13 protein-coding genes are annotated in these 18,183 nt (G+C 52.8%); 7 read left to right on the top strand and 6 right to left on the bottom strand.

Translation table 11 applies throughout. From position 1 onward, the window contains the following. Positions 1-292: 292 nt before the first annotated feature. From NYE33_RS02960 to NYE33_RS02945, 4 genes are read right to left on the bottom strand one after another with little or no spacing between them, the layout of a single operon-like run. Entirely contained in the window at positions 293-1,831 is a 1,539-nt protein-coding gene (locus NYE33_RS02960; RefSeq protein WP_341064716.1) for a lipopolysaccharide biosynthesis protein, read from the bottom strand. Then, positions 1,821-2,954, bottom strand: a complete 1,134-nt coding sequence (locus NYE33_RS02955; RefSeq protein ID WP_076243458.1) for a polysaccharide pyruvyl transferase family protein — start codon at positions 2,952-2,954, stop codon at positions 1,821-1,823. The genes NYE33_RS02960 and NYE33_RS02955 overlap by 11 nt, the downstream gene beginning before the upstream one ends. Continuing rightward, entirely contained in the window at positions 2,951-4,006 is a 1,056-nt protein-coding gene (locus NYE33_RS02950) for a glycosyltransferase family 2 protein (protein WP_076243459.1), read from the bottom strand. Before NYE33_RS02950 ends, NYE33_RS02955 begins: the two co-directional genes overlap by 4 nt. A 30-nt stretch (positions 4,007-4,036) precedes the next feature. Continuing rightward, the gene (locus tag NYE33_RS02945; RefSeq protein WP_039296997.1) at positions 4,037-4,942 is read right to left on the bottom strand and encodes a glycosyltransferase family A protein; all 906 of its coding nucleotides are present in this window, start codon (positions 4,940-4,942) and stop codon (positions 4,037-4,039) included. Between the two features lie 605 nt (positions 4,943-5,547). Between NYE33_RS02945 and ltrA the strand changes: the two genes are divergently transcribed. After that, positions 5,548-6,939, top strand: coding sequence for a group II intron reverse transcriptase/maturase (gene ltrA, locus NYE33_RS02940; protein WP_081969805.1), 1,392 nt, complete (start codon positions 5,548-5,550; stop codon positions 6,937-6,939). A gap of 109 nt (positions 6,940-7,048) precedes the next feature. On the opposite strand, the gene NYE33_RS02935 is transcribed toward ltrA, so the two are convergent. Beyond that, positions 7,049-7,924: an aldose 1-epimerase family protein gene (locus NYE33_RS02935; protein ID WP_076243460.1), complete on the bottom strand. Its 876-nt coding sequence runs from the start codon at positions 7,922-7,924 to the stop codon at positions 7,049-7,051. Positions 7,925-8,115: 191 nt separating this feature from the next. On the opposite strand from NYE33_RS02935, the gene NYE33_RS02930 reads away from it, so the two are divergent. The 6 genes from NYE33_RS02930 to NYE33_RS02905 all read left to right on the top strand — a co-directional run bounded on the left by NYE33_RS02930 (position 8,116) and on the right by NYE33_RS02905 (position 17,062). Further along, positions 8,116-9,345, top strand: a complete 1,230-nt coding sequence (locus tag NYE33_RS02930) for a Zn-dependent hydrolase (RefSeq protein ID WP_341064714.1) — start codon at positions 8,116-8,118, stop codon at positions 9,343-9,345. A 671-nt stretch (positions 9,346-10,016) separates the two neighbouring features. Continuing rightward, entirely contained in the window at positions 10,017-11,606 is a 1,590-nt protein-coding gene (locus tag NYE33_RS02925; RefSeq protein WP_341064711.1) for an extracellular solute-binding protein, read from the top strand. Positions 11,607-11,688: 82 nt separating this feature from the next. Continuing rightward, the gene (locus tag NYE33_RS02920) at positions 11,689-12,606 is read left to right on the top strand and encodes an ABC transporter permease (RefSeq protein ID WP_042132828.1); all 918 of its coding nucleotides are present in this window, start codon (positions 11,689-11,691) and stop codon (positions 12,604-12,606) included. Positions 12,607-12,642: 36 nt separating this feature from the next. Continuing rightward, positions 12,643-13,527, top strand: a complete 885-nt coding sequence (locus NYE33_RS02915) for a carbohydrate ABC transporter permease (RefSeq protein WP_341064708.1) — start codon at positions 12,643-12,645, stop codon at positions 13,525-13,527. Positions 13,528-13,579: 52 nt separating this feature from the next. Beyond that, on the top strand, positions 13,580-15,913 hold the full coding sequence (locus NYE33_RS02910) for a helix-turn-helix domain-containing protein (RefSeq protein WP_336102166.1): 2,334 nt from the start codon (positions 13,580-13,582) through the stop codon (positions 15,911-15,913). Between the two features lie 18 nt (positions 15,914-15,931). Continuing rightward, complete coding sequence (locus tag NYE33_RS02905) at positions 15,932-17,062, top strand: glycoside hydrolase family 88 protein (protein ID WP_042132831.1); 1,131 nt, start codon at positions 15,932-15,934, stop codon at positions 17,060-17,062. Positions 17,063-17,220: 158 nt separating this feature from the next. Here NYE33_RS02905 and sigJ read toward each other — a convergent pair whose 3' ends face one another. Then, a complete protein-coding gene (gene sigJ / locus NYE33_RS02900) occupies positions 17,221-18,084 on the bottom strand; it encodes an RNA polymerase sigma factor SigJ (RefSeq protein ID WP_341064705.1) in 864 nt (287 codons plus the stop codon). Positions 18,085-18,183 lie beyond the last annotated feature (99 nt).

The following is an 18,183-nucleotide window of genomic DNA, read 5'->3' as shown; positions in this document are numbered from 1 at the left end:
CTAAGTTTGGTGAAAATCACCAGCTTAATTTAAATAGTAGTTAGATTTTCTCCATTTATGTTCCCGATTGTGAAGATCATTCTAAAATTAGTTGGAAAAACTCCACTTAAAAATGCACATTTCGCGGGAAGCGGGCTGGAGGGCAGCAAGTAAATGCCTTTTTTCCAACTATTCACGTACAGAGTGCGAACAACGGTAAATTAAGCTACGTTTATCCACTTAAAAACTGGGGAGGTGTGCCGGCAGGTTGTATGCGGCTGGAATGGGAATCTGCGCTACCCCATTTCCAGCATTACAGCGTCTGCCCGGCCGCAACCTTCCGCTTAAGCTTAAGCTTCGTTCTGAATTTCTTGGCGTAGCTCCAGGTATAGAGGAAGACCTCGCGTTCCATCAGAGAACCCACCAGGAAATAGATCGGCAGGATAATCACACCCAGCAGCGCGCCCCAGAGGATTACGCCGGTGTAGGAGGTGATGCTCAGATTCAGCTTGGTCGTAATGAACACGATTGCCGCGAAGACGGCGACGTTCGTAAGCCATCTGCGGAAGGTGATCCATGGGCTGCGCTCCAGCAGCACCCGGCTGGCGTAGACCACAATATCGATCGAACGGTAGAGCAGAGCAACAATAGTTCCCATTAGCACACCGTAGATTCCGAAGAAGATTACGAACACAATCGAAGCTCCGAGGTTGATCGCCGACTCCAGAATCGAACGGAATTGTGTGTTGCGGAAATGTCCGGCAATGGTAATCAGGTTGTTCGACGACGTGCGGGCATTGGTCAGCAGCTTGATCACCACGAACAGAATCGGCAGCCAGAAGTTGATATAATTCACATCGTTGACCCCGGCGGTGTACAGCCGCATGAACGGTAGAATCAGAATATAGACCACGGTCAGAATGGAGAAGATCAGGCCCATGAAATAGACCTCATACGCATCATAGAATTTGACAAAAGCCTCTTTGCCCTCATGATAGCTCTGCCCCAGCGCCGATTTGACGCTGCCGTTGACGGTCTGGACGATGTTGTCGACGATGGTGAAGATCATATTGTACATCACGTAGATACTGACAATCTTCAGGTTGGTGAAGATCGTCAGGATCAGCACATCCGTGTTACGGAAGATGAGATAGGAGATCTCATGCACCATGACGGAATTCTTTTGTCCAATGGCGGCAAAATCAGGCGTCATACTGAGATCCATCCATTTGTAATGCCGCTTCGCATAGATATAGAACGCGACAATCTGCAGCAGAGTCAGCACGAAGAACGAGGCCTGGACGGCGATGATGTTCACGCCCTGCAGCAGCAGGATGATACGAACCACGTTGTTCAGAATGTTCGCTACAGTGACGATAGAGGTCTCAATATAGCTTTTACCCTCGGCAATCAGGAGGACCCTGAACTTGCCCTGAAAGTAATAATTGATCGCTCCGCCGAGGCCGGAGAACAGGATAATGACCACTACGCTGATACTGCTGATCTCTGAATGAATGACCAGCGGATAGATAACCGCCAGCAGCACGACTGAGATGAAATAGTAGATCCCGGTTTTTTTGTAGTAGCTGGAGGTAGCGGCCAGAATGGAGTTGATGTGGCTCCGGTCGTTGCCGGCCACCGGCTTATAGAGTGCCTGCAGCGATGCCGCGCCAACCCCTGCCTCAAGCAGGGCGAAATAACTGATAATCTGCACAATCGAGGCAATCAGTCCGTTCGCTTCCGAGCCGTAGTTAACCATGATCAGGCGGGGGATGAAGAAACCGAGGATAATGGTAATCACCTGGCTGGTAAGCCCGAAGCCCAGGTTCAGCATGCTCCGTTTAGCTTTCATAGCTTCTTCTCCCTTCCAGCAGCGGTTCGGGTGTCAGATAAGCATCCAATTGCTCGAAATGCTTCTCCGCCTGGTTCGCCTGCAGCGTTACATCGAGCGTACCCCCAGCCATACTCTCATAGACCTGCTCGGGCGTCAGCTCAGCCAGATGGGCAAAGTCCGTATACGCCCCCCCGAAATAAGCATCCTGCATCACGTTGATCATCTTGTTGCTGTAAGCCACGGGAAACACCGGTTTGCCGAACACCCAGCCGAGGATCATCGCATGGAATCTGGAGGCGACAATGCAGCTTGCACCGGACAGCACGGCGAGAATCTCATCCATATCTGTTTTGTAGAGATGGGCGTGGGTGTGGGCCTGAAGCTCCGCAGGAATCAGATTCAGGATCAGACTGATCGCTTCCTGGTCCCCTTCATGCTGACAGAAGGACATGAAATGCACGTCATACCCCTGCTGAATGAAATAGATTGCAACATCTTTCATTTTTTCATAATAGAGGTTGTCAAAACCGTCTAAAGCTTTGGACGAGGGCTTGATCACGGAAATGGCAAGGGTCTTACCCTCCACAGCCGGAGCTCTACCGCCGCTGTATTTCAGCTGAAAAATAATATCCGGCGCAAGCCGCACATTGTCCAGATCCTTAAACAGGTCATAGGAATATTGCTCCCGGAAAGAGACATCGGCATAATTCTGGAAGATTTCCCTATATTGCTGGTAGTAGGCCTCATCCTTGTACGGGCCGAAGTTCGCACCCATCAGGTAGTAGGGCTTGCTTTTATTGCGAAGGGCTTCAGCACCAGCCACATATTCTTCCCACTGTTCACCTTGCATAAAAATAGACCCGCCGATATGCACGGTTCCGTCGCCCTGATCCGTCAGCAGCTTCTGCACGAAGTTCGGATGAAGCTTTAATTTGCGGAAAATATAGTTGATCCCCCGCAGCAGCACGGAGTCCGAGGCATACACCTTGAGATTACGGAGGTCTTTGAAGACGAGCTTATATTGCTGCGGGGCAATCAGCATAAACCGGGTACCGGGGTATCGCTCACATAACACTTTAATGAACAAATCATCGCCCAAATTGAACTCTGTATATGCGTTGATCATCATCGTCTTCTTCATACTTTGATTTCCTTTCTGCCCATCACGGTTTTGAGCTTCTGTTTGAATTGGACCCAGTTTCTGTCGATAACAATCAGCGCTCCGTACAAGGACGGGGAGATTAAGAAGGCTCTGATCTGCAGCGCGAGCTGGCGGTCGTCCCCCTGGTACTCTCGTATGATCGGCCGCATCTCCTGGGGAAGTCCGGGATAACGGGTGTCCATATCCTGAAGCAGGCGCCTGACATCCATTCCCGCAGTGCCGTTCAGACAGGTCTTCAGGTTGTAAAAGTAGTTCTCGGTCAGCTCCCGGTTCAGCAGTAATTCGGATATCTCAGATGTCCCGTCAAAGGGATGGGCTCTGAAATAATCAGCTACCCGCTTGAAAGCATCGACCATGTCGAATTTGTTCACGTTATACGTATTGGAGATGGAGGATGTTCTCTGCAGATAGAAGGACAGCACATCCGGAATGGATATGGCCCGCGAGGCACGTGATAGCGCTTTGTAGATGAATTCCTGATCTTCCCCGTTCACGCAGCGCTCGGTGTAGCGGATGCCGTTCTCCAGCAGAAAGGTCCGTTTGAAGGCGATGCTGCCGGTCCAGATTCTGAGGCTTTTATGCACAAAAATATTCTTCAGCGCTTCGCTCCCCGTAGTGTCGCTTGCCGCTGAAGTGAAGTTTACAATCGTGGACTTGTCTTCGCGGACCAGACTGTAACCCCAGCAGAGAATATCCGGAGCAGCGCTCCAGGTATGTGCTTCAATGCTCTGCACCAGTCCGCTGGCAATATAATCATCCCCGTCCAGGAACAGCACATAGTCGCCGCTGGCTGCTGCAAGCCCGGTGTTTCTGGCGGCGCTCACTCCGGCATTGGCCGTGCGGATCAGCTTGGCTCTCAGGATGGGATGCCGCGCCAGAATCGCTTCGGCCACCTCGTACGTACGGTCCGTAGAGCCGTCGTCGACCATAATCACTTCGAACCGCTTCTCGCTCTGGTCCAGGAGTGAATCCAGCAATGGAGCCACATAACGCTCTAAATTGTACATGGGAACTACAATGCTTACACTCATAACTCCACTCCCTTCCTGAGTTTTGACGGATTACCCGGCGGTCTGGCTGTTGAAGATCTCCTTCAGCCCCTTCTTATAGCCCTTGATAGCGGCGACATTCTTCTTGGGCTGCTCGCGGAGAATGAGGTAGAGCGTCGTCCACATCAGGGCGAGATAGCCGATGGGGCCCGACCGTTTATCCTTGAGCAAATGCACATGATTCAGCACCCGGGTATAGGCGACATCTTCGAGATTGTCCCGGGAGGCCGGAGATTCATGATGCAGCAGCTTGAGCTCAGGATTGATATACAAAGGGCCGGAGCTCCGGGCGATGCGGGACATGAGAATATCTTCACCGACGCTGTAGCTGGTAAGCCAGGGAACGGGCTTCAGGTCCTGAATTGCCGCTTTTTTGAAGGACATGTTGCAGCCATGCTGGAATTCAGTCTTGAAGATCTTCCGGGCTTTATGCCAGTTGTACATGGACCCGGCTTGACCGCTTAAGGAGAGCTTGCCGCTCGACAGGGATTGCTGGAAGGACAGCAGGCAGCGGATGGTTCCGAGGAAGCTGTTCCGCATCCCGATGGCGATACCGCCGACTCCTGCGCAGTTAGGATAATCATCGTAGGTTTGAATCAAGGTAGACAGGTAGTGAGCGGGGATTTCGACGTCATCATCCAGGAAGAGAATTTTGTCCATGGTGGACAGTTCCACTGCCTTGATCCGGGACAGCCATAATCCCCGGTCCGTCTTGCTGAAATAAGTCAAAGGATAACCGCATCCGGTAAGTAAAGCTTCAAATTCAGTAAGTACACGGGCTGGTATTTCGCCGTCATCTATAAGTATGACCTCAATGGGGTATGTCCTGCCTATGTCTTGTTTAGTTATAGAATGAATGCACCGTGTCAGGTCCTGTACCCGGTTCCTCGTGCAGATAGCCACTGACAATCCTTGCATATACTCCACTCCCTTATCCATTTCTCCCATTCTATGTGTAGTGAATTAACTACCTTAAGCTTACTATTGGCAGTAAAAGGTTGTATATACTACTTTAGTTTACTTATTGGACGGCCTGCCGCCGCAAGCGTAGGATATGGATTATAATTTGACACAAAAAGCCGCATCCACCGTTAGGCGGCTGCGGCCTTCTTGGTACGCCCAGCATGGGCGTCATCTTTAGGGTGAAAGTCCCGAACGGGGGCTGGCGAGCGCCTACCGTTAGCCAAGGGCAAGGGTGTCCACCGTGAGGTGGAATCTGAAGGAAGCCGGAGGCAAAAGCACGGGCCAAGGTACACGAACTGGATTTGAGGCTGTGTCAGTCGGATGAGTCACCTAAACATGACGAAATCCAAAGCCGCCAAGGGCTGGCGCGGTATACTCCAGTGGTCGCGGGCAGACAGATGACGTTCTTATCTGGGGAGACCTGTCAGATAAGCAAGAAAAAAAACTTGTAACCGTAGCTGAGAGGCTGCGCTGAACTGGCAGGAGTCAGCAGAAGCCATAGTACGTAAGCTGTTGCAACAATTTACGGAAGGGCTGAACCGAAAGGAGAGAGGAAAGCGATGCGTTCGCATGAAGAGCAACGACAGCAGAATATCTCGCAAGGGAGCTTGCGGCAAAGAGAAGCGGTGAAGCCGTCAGGGTATGCCGGAGCGCCGAGTTCTTCGTCGGCACAAGTCGTCCCTTCCTCTCGCGAAGACCAGAACAACTTGCTGGAGCAAATGCTCAAAGGAGATAACCTTCGACTCGCTTACAAACGAGTGGTGCAAAATGGAGGAGCGCCCGGTGTGGACGGTGTAACGGTAGCGAATCTACAAGTTTACCTGAATACGCACTGGACATCGGTGAAAACTGAACTTCTGACGGGAACTTACAGACCTGCGCCAGTCAAACGGGTGGAAATCCCCAAACCTGGAGGCGGTGTACGGCAGCTAGGCATCCCGACTGTGATGGACCGTTTCCTCCAGCAAGCACTTTTACAAGTCATGAACCCGATCTTTGACGCACAATTCTCGTGGTACAGCTACGGCTTTCGGCCGGGGAAGAGCGCGCATGACGCCGTTAAACAAGCCCAAAGATATATCCAAGGCGGCCTCAGATGGGTCGTGGATTTGGATCTGGAGAAATTCTTTGACAAGGTAAACCACGACATGCTAATGGCAAGAGTGGCGCGGAAAGTGGAGGACAAAAGAGTGCTGACGCTAATCCGTGCTTACTTAAACGCCGGAGTTATGGTGGATGGAAAATGGGAGCGTAGCCGGGAGGGAACGCCACAAGGCGGTCCGCTTAGTCCGCTTCTAGCAAACATTCTATTGGATGATCTGGACAAGGAACTGACCGGGCGAGGTTTGCGATTCGTACGCTACGCGGACGACTGTAATATCTTTGTGGCGAGTAAACGAGCAGGCGAGCGTGTCATGGAATCGGTAAGTCGGTTTGTAGAAGGAAAGCTAAAACTGAAAGTAAACGGGGAGAAAAGTGCGGTAGCGAGACCTTGGCACCGAAAGTTCTTAGGATTCAGTTTCCTGAGCCAGAAACAGGCAACGATTCGGATTGCTCCGAAGAGTCTCGCAGCTTTTAAAGGGAGAATTCGAGAGCTAACGAAACGTACCTGGTCCATTTCCATGGAAGAAAGGATTTACCGACTGAACCGCTATCTGATGGGTTGGCTCGGTTATTTCCGTCTAGCCTCGGCGAAGACACACTTCCAAACACTGGACCAGTGGATTCGGAGGAGACTTCGAATGTGTCTGTGGAAACAGTGGAAACGAGTACGTACACGAATCCGCGAGCTTCGAGCACTCGGGGTTCCAAAGTGGGCTTGTTTTAAGATGGCCAACTCGCGGCGAGGCGCGTGGGAAATGTCCCGGAACACGAATAACGCCCTTTCGACTTCCTATTGGGAAGCAAAAGGGCTGAAGAGTTTACTTTCACGCTATCTGGAACTTTGTTAACCTTTTGGAACCGCCGTATGCGGACCCGCATGTACGGTGGTGTGAGAGGACGGGGGCTTGCCGCCCCCTCCTACTCGATTTCTTCAGGAATCGGTGGAGCAACAACCGGTTAGTTGAACGTAATCGTAAGCGAGCTTGTAGACTGGCCGCCCGGCGGCAGGGAGATGGCTCCCGCTTTATCACGGATGTCCCCGGTGAAGTCTTCACTGTCTGCTACACCATGCCAGGGCTCAATGCACAGGAACGGTGCGTTCTTCGGCTGCCAGATCCCGAGATCAGGGAAGTTATGGTAAGCTACGCTTACGCTTTTGGCAGACAGCTTGCTCTTCAGCGCTACAGACTGCGAGCTTACATTCTTGAAGACGAGTGCGTCATGCTCAAACATCTCATGGTTTAGCGGCAGAATGTTCTCTTCTTGCAAGAGCGGATCGGTCTGGCCGTTAATCAACTGGCCGGTGGAATTCAGGAACAGGCGGTCTAACGTTTCCTTTTGCTCAAATTCAAGATAATAATCCGCGAAGCTGCCCTCTCCGGCAATCGGGCAATTGAATGCAGGGTGGGTGCCGAGCTGGAAGAAAATTTCCTGTTCATCTGAATTCTCCACACGGTAGCTGATCTCAAGGGTGCTTCCGCTCAGGATATAGGTGAGGAACAGGTTGAATTTGTACGGGTAGACCGCCAACGTGCTCTCACTATGCGAGAGCCGGAAGATCGCCTGGGTATCACTTGCCTCCTGCAGCGTGAATTCACTGCGTCTGGCGAAGCCGTGATTGGCAATCTTATAAGCTTGCCCGTCCGCTTTGATCTCGCCTTGGATGGCTGCGCCGATAATCGGGAACAGCACTGGTGAACGGCCTGTCCAATAGGCGGCATCCCCGCTCCACATATATTCGGTCTCCGTATCTGTTCTTCTGAAGCTGATCAGCTCGGCTCCGAGTGAACTGATCACAGCTTCGGCTGTGCCGCTGCGCAAAAGGGTATTCATATGCTTAGCTCCTCTCAAATTATGCTTCCTACCAGCTCATATTCTATCAGACTTCCCCAATCGCGTTATAACATAACGTGAACAAAACCAAAAAATATTATTACAGTCTGTAAAATGAAAATAATACGGAATGGTATAACATATATAGAAAGCAATAATTCCAAGAGCGTTCGAAACGGAGGAATAGGGCCATGCAGCTGCAGCAGATATTCGTGAACGGTGAGAGATTGAAGAATACGATCGAGTCATTCGCCGATTTCGGGCGGACGGACAACAACGGGGTCACCCGGTTATCGCTGTCGGAGCAGGATGTGCGGGTGCGAGGCTATTTCACTTCCTGCGCAGAAGAGCTGGGAATGGCCGTGAAAGTCGATGATATGGGAAATATGTACGCTACGCTTGCGGGCAGTGAAGAAGGTCCGCCCATAGTGATCGGATCGCATCTGGATACTGTCAAGAAAGGCGGCAGATTCGATGGGGTGCTCGGTGTAATCGCGGGTTTGGAAGTGGTAAGAACCCTGGTTGACCACGGCATTAAGCCTCGCTTGCCAATAACAGTGATGAACTTCACCAATGAAGAGGGAGCCCGCTTCGAGCCGTCGATGATGGCTTCAGGTGTTTTGGCCGGCAAGTTCAACAAGGCAGAGATGCTGAAGAAGAAGGACCCGGAGGGTACGACCTTCGGTGAAGCGCTGCAGGCCAGCGGCTATGCGGGCGATGCGGAGAACCGGATCAAGGAAGCGACGGCTTATCTGGAGCTGCATATCGAGCAGGGACCTGTGCTGGAGAGAGAGAATCTCAAGATCGGCCTGGTCGACTGTGTTGTCGGGATGGCCTGTTATGAGATTGAAGTGACAGGCGAATCGGACCATGCGGGCACCACGCCGATGGATATGCGTAGGGATTCGCTTTTTGCCGCTACAGATATAATTACGGAGCTGCGGCGGAAGCTGGCTGTACTGGACTCCGAGCTGGTCTATACCATGGGGAGAATGAACGTGCTGCCTAATATTCATACCGTTATTCCGAACAAGGTGATCTTCACCGTGGAAGCCCGACATAAGGATATGGATATTGTCCGTGAAGTAGAGGCGATTATTAACGGTCTGCCTGAGGAACTGCTGGAGTGTAGTGTGTCGAAGACGAAGCTGTGGGGACGCGATACCGTATGGTTCGATACGGAGGTCTGTGCCCTGGTTGAGCAAGCTACCCGGAAACTGGGCTATAGCAGCCGGAAGATGGCCAGCGGAGCAGGGCATGATGCCCAGTTCGTGGCCGGATTCCTGCCGTCGGCGATGATTTTTGTACCCAGTGTGAAGGGGAAAAGCCACTGCGAGGAAGAGCTCACTTCTTATGATGAGTGCGAGATGGGCGTGAATGTGGTGCTGGAAACGGTGCTGGCGGTGTTGGCGAGTTCCTGACGGATGGCTTGCAGGCTGGGCGAATTGCATAGATTGATGTCAAAGACTTTAAGACACTTAACCGGTGTCTTTTTTCTTTATATAGGAAATTATTGGTACCCGCTGAAACCCTCTAATTCCGCTGAAAGTGGGCGGTACGGGGATGAGCCGAATGTACACGAAAAACCGAGTACATTGTGCCAACGATAGGGTAGACGGGCCGAATGTATGCGAAAAACCGAGTACAATGTGCCAATGATAGGGTAGACGAGCCTGATGTATGCGAAAAACCGAGTACAATGTGCCAACGATAGGCTAGACGAACCAAATGTACATGAAAAACCGAGTACATTTGCCACTCCGGTGCAGGGAGAGAGTATGTGCAATGCCGCGACAACGCTGCAGTTTGATATAATATGAAAGCGTAATCACCACTCGCGATAACCCGGATTGGAATATCAGGCGAAATCAATCTCGATTTCTTAGCATCCGTATGCAATTCCTGTGATGGACAGGCGTTAATCAATATATCGATATCGCAGCAAGAATGGGAGATAGTCAAGGCTGGCGTACGGCGTTAAGTTGGAGGAGCAGGAGGCAGCTTCGGCAGGACCGCAAAACCGCAAGACTGCAGGACAGGTGCCTCCGGCGATGGCCTTTCTATTAAGAACACATGGGGGAGATGTGAAGGGATGAAGAGATCTTGGAGACAACGGATGATGCTCGGCACCAGCTTGCTGCTGGCTATAGGCGGACTGGCAGGCTGCTCGGGCGGGAACGGGAACGGGAACGGGAATGCCGGAGGAGCGGCAGCGGATGAGCCTACCCCAATTTCGATCTGGGCGTCACTGAATACGAATGTGTCAATTACGCTGAAGAACATGAGTGAGATTACGGCGATTCAGGAGTGGGAGAAGAAGACCAACATTAAGACGGAATTCCAGCATCCCGCCGTCGGTGCGGAGACGGAGCAGTTCAATGTCATGCTGGCTTCGAATGAGCTGCCGGATGTGATGTTCGTCTACGGGGATTATTCCAAGCTGTACACGGACGGCACGATCATTAAGCTGAACGACCTGATTGACCAGTACGCGCCCAACCTGAAGAAGATTCTGGACGAGAATCCCGAGGTCGCGAAACAATTGAAAGCGGATAACGGAGACATCTACGCGATTCCCCATCTGCGGCTGGGCAAATATAAGACGTTCGGAGGCACATTCATCCGCCAGGACTGGCTGGACGAATTGAATCTCCAGCAGCCGGAGACGCTCGCTGAATGGGAGACGGTATTGAAGGCGTTCAAGGAAAAGAAAGGGGTCACCGCTCCGCTCCTGTTCGGTGCACCGCCTAAGCTGACTACGATGGGCCCGGCGGCCCCAACCTTCCTCGAAGCCTACGGGATCACGAATACGATCTTCCTGAAGGACGGTAAGGTAGCCTACGGGCCGACAGAGCCGGAATTCAAAGAATTCCTGACCACGTTCCACCGCTGGTATCAGGAGGGCCTGATTGATCCTGACTTCGCCACGAATGATCAGAAAACCTATGATGCCAAGATTCTGGGCGGTCAGGCCGGCGCCTTCTTTGCCTTCATTGGCGGCGGCATTGGACGTTATCTGCCTGCACTGCAGGAGAAGGAGCCGGAGGCCAACCTTACCGCGGTGCAGTACCCTGTAGTGAACAAGGGGGATGAGCCGATGTTCACCGGCCGGTCCTGGGAGTGGAGCGGTGCCGGCGCGACGATTACCAAGAGCAACAAGAACCCGGAGGAAACCGTGAAGGCGCTGGACTACTTCTTCAGTGAAGAAGGCCATATGCTGAAGAACTTCGGCGTAGAGGGTGTAACGTACACGATGAAGGACGGATATCCGACCTACACGGATGAGATTCTGAAGAATCCGGACGGGCTGTCGGTGGTTCAGGCGATGGCGAAGCATTTCATTGCCAATTATCCGTTTGTCGGTGAGGATGATGACCGGTACAACGAGCAGTATTACCAGTATCAGCAGCAGAAGGACGCGGTTGCGCTCTTTTCCAAATACAGCGATAACACACTCAAGGTCGGTCTTCCCCCGGTCAGCCTGACTACAGAGGAGTCCACGGAGTACAGCAAAATCATGAGCGATATTACTACTTACCGTGATGAGATGTTCATCAAATTCGTCATCGGTGCGGAACCGATAGAGAACTTCGGCAAGTTCACCGCCCAGATTGACAAGTTCAATGTGAAGCGGGCGATTGAAATTCAGCAGGCAGCCTTAGACCGCTATAACGCCAGATAAGACAGAGGAGCTGTCCGCGGGGCGGTGAATGAGAATTTTACCCCCGCGGACCTGCAATGAAGAAGAGGAAAGGAGGGAGACTATGCCGCAGAAGTTATCTCTGGTATGGATGAATTATAAAAAGAACAAAGCGATCTACTGGATGGCACTCCCGGTTGTATTGTATTTTCTGGTATTTAAGTATTTGCCGATGTATGGTGCGGTGATCGCTTTTAAGGAATATACCGTCGGCAAAGGAATTTGGGGCAGTGATTGGGTGGGGCTGCAGCATTTCCGCGATTTTTTCCAGAGTTATTATTTCTGGCGGATTCTCAAAAACACGCTGGTCTTAAGCTTCTATCAGCTGCTGTTCGGATTCCCGGCTCCGATCCTGCTTGCGCTGCTGCTCAATGAGCTCAGGCATGAAATGTTCAAGCGCACGGTGCAGACCGTCTCTTATATTCCCCACTTTATCTCGATTGTGGTCATTTGCGGAATGGTGGTCGATTTCTCGTCCCGCGACGGGCTGTTTAATTCCATAATTGTTTTCTTTGGCGGGCAGAGCAGCGCACTGCTGAGTGATCCGGGTAATTTCCGTACGATCTATACTGCATCTTCGGTCTGGCAGGAGCTGGGGTTCTCGACGATTATCTATCTGGCTGCGCTAAGCGGTATTAATCCTGAACTCTATGACGCCTCTAAGGTAGACGGGGCCAGCCGGATGCGCCAGGTATGGCATATCACCCTGCCGGGTATTATTCCGATGATTGTTATTCTCCTGATTCTGCGTGTGGGCGGACTGATGGAGATCGGCTTCGAGAAGGTCATTCTGCTCTATAATCCGAATATCTACGATACGGCAGATGTCATATCTACCTTTGTCTACCGCAAAGGGATCAGTGAGAGTGCCGAGTTCAGCTATACTACTGCCGTCGGACTGTTCCAGTCGGTGGTCAACTTCATTCTGCTCATTGGCGCCAACCGGCTGTCCAAAGCGGTATCTGACAACAAGCTGTTCTAGTGCCGCTTCACCAGGAAGACAAAGTGAGGGATTCCCATGAAAATCAAAAGAACCTTAGGAGAACGGCTGTTTGACAGTGCCAATACGCTGATCATGCTCCTTCTCATCATTATCACCCTGTATCCGCTGTGGCATGTGCTGAATGCATCGTTAAGCGACTCTAACCGGCTGATGGCCCATAGCGGGCTGCTGCTTCTTCCGGACGGGTTCAATCTGGACAGCTACAAGCTGGTGCTGAGCAATCCGAGCATTCTCTCCGGCTACAGGAATACGGTTGTGATCGTGGTGCTGGGTACGGCGCTCAATCTGCTGTTCACCATTCTGGGTGCATATACCCTGTCCCGCAAAAGCTTCATGCTCCGCAATCCGATCATGCTGGCCATTGTGTTCACCATGTTCTTCAACGGCGGGATTATTCCCACCTATCTGCTGATTAACAATACGCTGCACATGGGGAACAACCTGATGGCGCTGATTGTACCGGGACTGGTCAGCAGCTATAATCTGATCATTATGCGTACGGCCTTCCAGGAGATTTCCGAGAGTCTGCTGGAATCAGCGAGAATTGATGGTGCGGGAGAGGTACGAATTCTCTGGCGGATTGTGGTACCCTTATCCATGCCGGTAATTGCAGTTATGATTCTATTCTACGGAGTGTCCCACTGGAACTCCTGGTTCAGCGCTATTCTGTATATCCGCGACCGTAATCTGTACCCGCTTCAGCTGATATTGCGGGAAATTCTAATCCAGAACAGCACGGATTCAATGACTACCGCAGCGGCGATGGGGGATAAGGAAGCGATCGGAGAAAGTGTGAAATACGCAACGGTAATGGTGGCTACGCTGCCGATTCTCTTTATCTATCCATTTTTACAGAAGTATTTTGTGAAAGGCGTCATGATTGGCGCGATCAAGGAATAACCCGGGGCCCTATCCGGATTACACCATCATCATGAACAAGAGGAGGAGAGCCATGAAGAAGAAAAGCATCCTGCTGTCCTGGAGCCTCTCTTATCTGGTCATCCTGCTCATTCCGGTCACCATCGGTGCGGCCGTATTTGCGGAGTCCCGCAGTCTGCTGGAGGAGGAGGTCAGCCGCTCCAACAGGGTCCTGCTGTCCCAGGTACAGGAGACGATCGACAGCCAGATTGGAGATATCAGCAGCATCAGCAGCCAGCTGATGGCCGATTCCCAGCTGAGCAGCTTCATTAATCACGCGTCCGAACAGGATGCCAGGTGGCGGCTGATGGGACTGGAGCTGATTAAGAACCTCAAATCGATCCGGATCGGGAATGGATTGATTCGTGAATTGTACATCTACGTGAAATCAGCAGATGTGGCACTGTCCTCCTCATCGCTTGTCTCCAAGAACCTGTTGTATGAGATTTATTATGAGGGAACCGGGGTGAGCGAGCAGGAGTGGACCCGGCTGATGCAGGATTCGGACGAGAGCCTATTCCGCAAAATGAAGGTCTTCAGCGAGGACCGCCGCATTGAGGAGACGCTGGTCTACCTGCAGCCTTTTCCGATCCAGCTGTCAGGTAACAGTCCGGCCACCTTCGTGGTTACCCTGGACCCGGAACGGTTTCAGCAGGCGATCAACAATGTGCGTCTGGAACAAGAGAGCATCGTGTTCATACTCGACCGGGACGGGCGTACGTTATTCTCTACCGGGACTGTTGAAACCCCTTACACGATACACAGCTATTTGCTGCAGAATAAGAATAGCGGAAGACGGACGGGAACAGCAGACTGGAACGGGGAATCGGTGACGGTCTCCCAGATCTCCTCTAACGTGCAGGACTGGCAATATGTCTCTATCGTTCCCACGCGCATTTATGCCAAGAAGCTGATGGTGATCCGCAACATCACATTCACCGGCGTGGCAGCTGTCCTGCTGCTGGGCGGTGTGGCTGCCTGGTGGTTCACCCGGCGTAATTACCGCCCGCTTGGCCGGATTATGAGTATTATTTCCGATAAAGTCAAAGGGAAGCTGGAGCAGCCGGATGATGAATTCGGTATTCTGCAAACGGTGTTGACCCGGGCCTGGGAAGAACAGGATCAGTTCGCCAGCAGGCTGAAGGAGCAGCAAATGACGGTGCGCAGCAGCTTCCTGGCAAGGCTGCTGAAAGGGCGGGTGCAGCCGGGAGCAGGGTTTACTGCGGAGCTGGACCGCCTTGGCATCTGTTTTGAAAGCGACTCCTTTGCTGTATTGCTGGTGCACATCGAGAATTATGAAGGGCTTTTCCGTACCCGGGCACCTGAGGACAAGGAGAAGAAGCGCCAGTTCGTCCACCTGATTCTGTCCAATGTGCTGGAGGAACTGATGGGCTCGGCCGGTCCCGTCTATTCCGCTGAAATGGACGGGCGGATCGCCTTCCTGGTCAATATCCGGGGGGATGCAGGGGAGGCCGTCCCGCAGCTGATCCACGCCGCCGGGGAGGCGCAGCATTTCATCCATTCACGCTTCCTCATCTATTTCTCGGTCGGAGTCAGCAGCGTCCACAAGTCCATTGCTGAGATTTCGGCCTGCTTCCAGGAGTCAGAGGAGGCACTGGAGTACCGGCTGATTCTTGGCATCGGCCAGATTATTGACCAGCACAGGATCCGGCAGCCCAAGGAAGAGCTCTATTATCCGCTTGATCTGGAGCGTCAGCTTGTCAATTATATCGCTACAGGTAATTATGCCCGCTCTACTGAGGTCATGAACGAAATTCTGATGACCAATTTTGCCGGGGAGCCCTTGTCTGTAGAGCTGGCCCGCTGCCTGATGTTCGAACTGATCGGCACCATGCTGAAGGCAACGGAGCAGCTCAAAACCGATGACCTGAAGGAGCCGGCCGGGCGCAATGAACTGGTCCGCCAGCTGTTTGCCTGTGAGACCTTTGAGGAGATTGAAGCCGGACTGCTGCAGATTCTGGAGACGGTCTGCCAAATGGTGCATGAACGCAAGCGTTCCCATAATACCGAGCTGAAGGATCAGCTCCTGGAATTCATTCATGAGAATTACGCTGATGTTAATTTGGGGCTGACCCATATATCCGAACGGTTCCGGTTCCATCCTACGTATGTCTCCAAGTATTTCAAGGAGCAGACCGGCACCAATGTTATAGACTATATCAACCAGTACCGGATAGAAGAAGCCAAGAAAATCCTGCAGCAGGATGAATTGACCGTGCAGGAGGTATCCGAGCTGGTCGGCTTCCTGAACAGCAATTCCTTCATCCGTGTATTCAAGAAATACGAAGGGATCACTCCCGGCCAGTACAAGCAGAACAGCCGGCTGATCCAGCAGGGCAATCTATGAAGAGGAGCAATGTCTGATATGTGGCAAAAAGCGATTGAAGACGCACTTGGCGTAACCAAACGGAATATCCTGAGATTCGGGGACCGGTTCCCCCATGTGAGTACCGATGGAGAGCATTACACGCTGAATGACAATACGGAGTGGACAGCGGGCTTCTGGTCCGGCATTCTCTGGCTGTGCTCTGAATACAGTGAGGACCCGGTCTACCGCGAACAGGCGCTAAGAACCGTCCGTAGCTTCCGGCACCGCATGGACCATAAGATCATTTTTGATCATCATGATATAGGCTTCCTCTATTCCCTGTCCTCCAAAGCCCAGTGGATCATTGAGCAGGATACCGGGGCGGCGCAGCTGACGCTGGAGGCGGCGGATATGCTGATGAAGCGCTGGCGCGAAGCGGCCGGCTTAATTCAGGCCTGGGGGCCGGAGGGCGATTCCGTTAATGGCGGCCGGATTATTATCGATTGTCTGCTCAATCTGCCGCTGCTGCTCTGGGCGCATGAGCATACAGGCGTGGCCTCTTACCGGCGGGTGGCTGAGCTGCATGCCCGCAAAGCCCGCCGCTTCCTGGTGCGCGGCGATGGCTCAAGCTATCACACCTTCTACTTCGACCCGGCTACCGGAGACGCGATCCGCGGTGGAACGCATCAGGGCTATGGTGACGGCTCGACCTGGACGCGCGGGCAGGCGTGGGGCATCTACGGCTTCGCCTTAATCAGCCGTTATCTGCAGAGCGCGGAAATGCTGGAAACGGCGAAGCAGCTGGGCCGTTATTTCGTGTCACAGCTGCCGGAGGATGGGGTGGCGTATTGGGATTTCGATGCTCCTGTGGGACCGGACACGAAGCGGGACAGCTCGGCATCGGCGATTGCCGCCTGCGGACTGCTGGAGATTGCCGCTCAGCTGGGCGAAGCAGACCCGGAATACCGCTTCTTCCGGGAAGCGGCGGAGGCAGCAGTGAGAGCACTGGCGGAGCACTATTCCACCCATGGCAGCGGGGAAGCGGAAGGCCTGCTGAAGCATGGCTCGTATTCAGTCAGGGCCGGAGATTCGCCGGATGATTACACGATCTGGGGCGATTATTATTATCTGGAGGCGCTAATGCGGCTGGAGCGGGACATTCCGGGGTACTGGTATGAGCGGTCCTGACAACTCCCGTCTATGCGGGATGGCGGTTCCGGTCATAGAGCCGATTACCACACCGGAGGGATGTAATGAGAGACCGCATAGGATTGACGGCTGGGTGGCTGTGAAGGCACCGTACAGTCCGTGACATGAACAACACTTCCGGAAACCCGTTACCCGCCCTAACTCCCGGCATACTGCAGCTTGTCCGGATTGCGGACAATATATAAATTCCGGATCAGATTGTCCCGGGTATGCAGAAGTCCTATCGTATGAACACCTTCGTCCGAGCGGAGGATCAGGCCGGGCTGTCCGTTAATCCGGCCGGTTTCAATAGCCACCTCGCCGTTAATTGTAGCTGCCCCGCGCAAGGGTCCCAGCAGGAAGCGGGCTACAAGCTCGCGGGTGACTACCGGTTCGGCAGCAGCGCGTACTTTGCCTCCGCCGTCGGAGATCAGTTCGACTGCCGGATCAAGCATCGTCAGAATCTGGTTCATGTTGCCCTGCTTCAGGGCGGCCAGGAACCCGTGCACCCATTCCTCTGTAGCCGCCTCCGGCTGGACAGGCTCCCCGGGGATAAGGCCCATCTTGGCACTGGCCCGGCTGAAGAGCTTGCGGCAGTTCGGTTCACTTTTGTCGACCAGTCCGGCAATCTCCTGATATTCAAAGCCCAGCGCTTCACGAAGTACAAATACGGCCCGCTCGGCAGGGGTCAGCCGCTCCAGCAGGACAAGCATGGCATAGGATAAGAGATCATCCTGAACTACGGAGTCCATGGAATCCCCGTCTGTACCGGCAAGAGGCTCGGGCAGCCATTCGCCGAAATATTCCTCCCGCTGTCTGCGCGCAGATTTGTGCAGATCCCGGCAGCGGTTCGTGACCATTTTACACAGATAGGCTTTCGGTTCGGCCAGCCGCTCCGGCGGCACATCATACACCTTCAGGAATACGTCCTGAACCGCATCCTCGGCATCGGCGGCTGATCCGGTTAACTGGTAGGCAAGTTTAAACAATAGGTTCTTATACTGGGCATACAGCTCCTGCATAACGCCACTTCCAATCCTTATATATAGTCAATCTAACTCCGCTATAATGTAGACAAAATAAAGAGGAGATGTGTGACAGGAGAGAGCGGGGATGCGTGA

It is taken from the genome of Paenibacillus sp. FSL R10-2199, from assembly GCF_038000235.1.
GTDB classification, from domain to species: domain Bacteria; phylum Bacillota; class Bacilli; order Paenibacillales; family Paenibacillaceae; genus Paenibacillus_AQ; species Paenibacillus_AQ phytohabitans.
The sequence above is the reverse complement of the archived record's forward strand: the minus strand, read 5'-3'. Positions and strand labels throughout refer to the sequence as shown.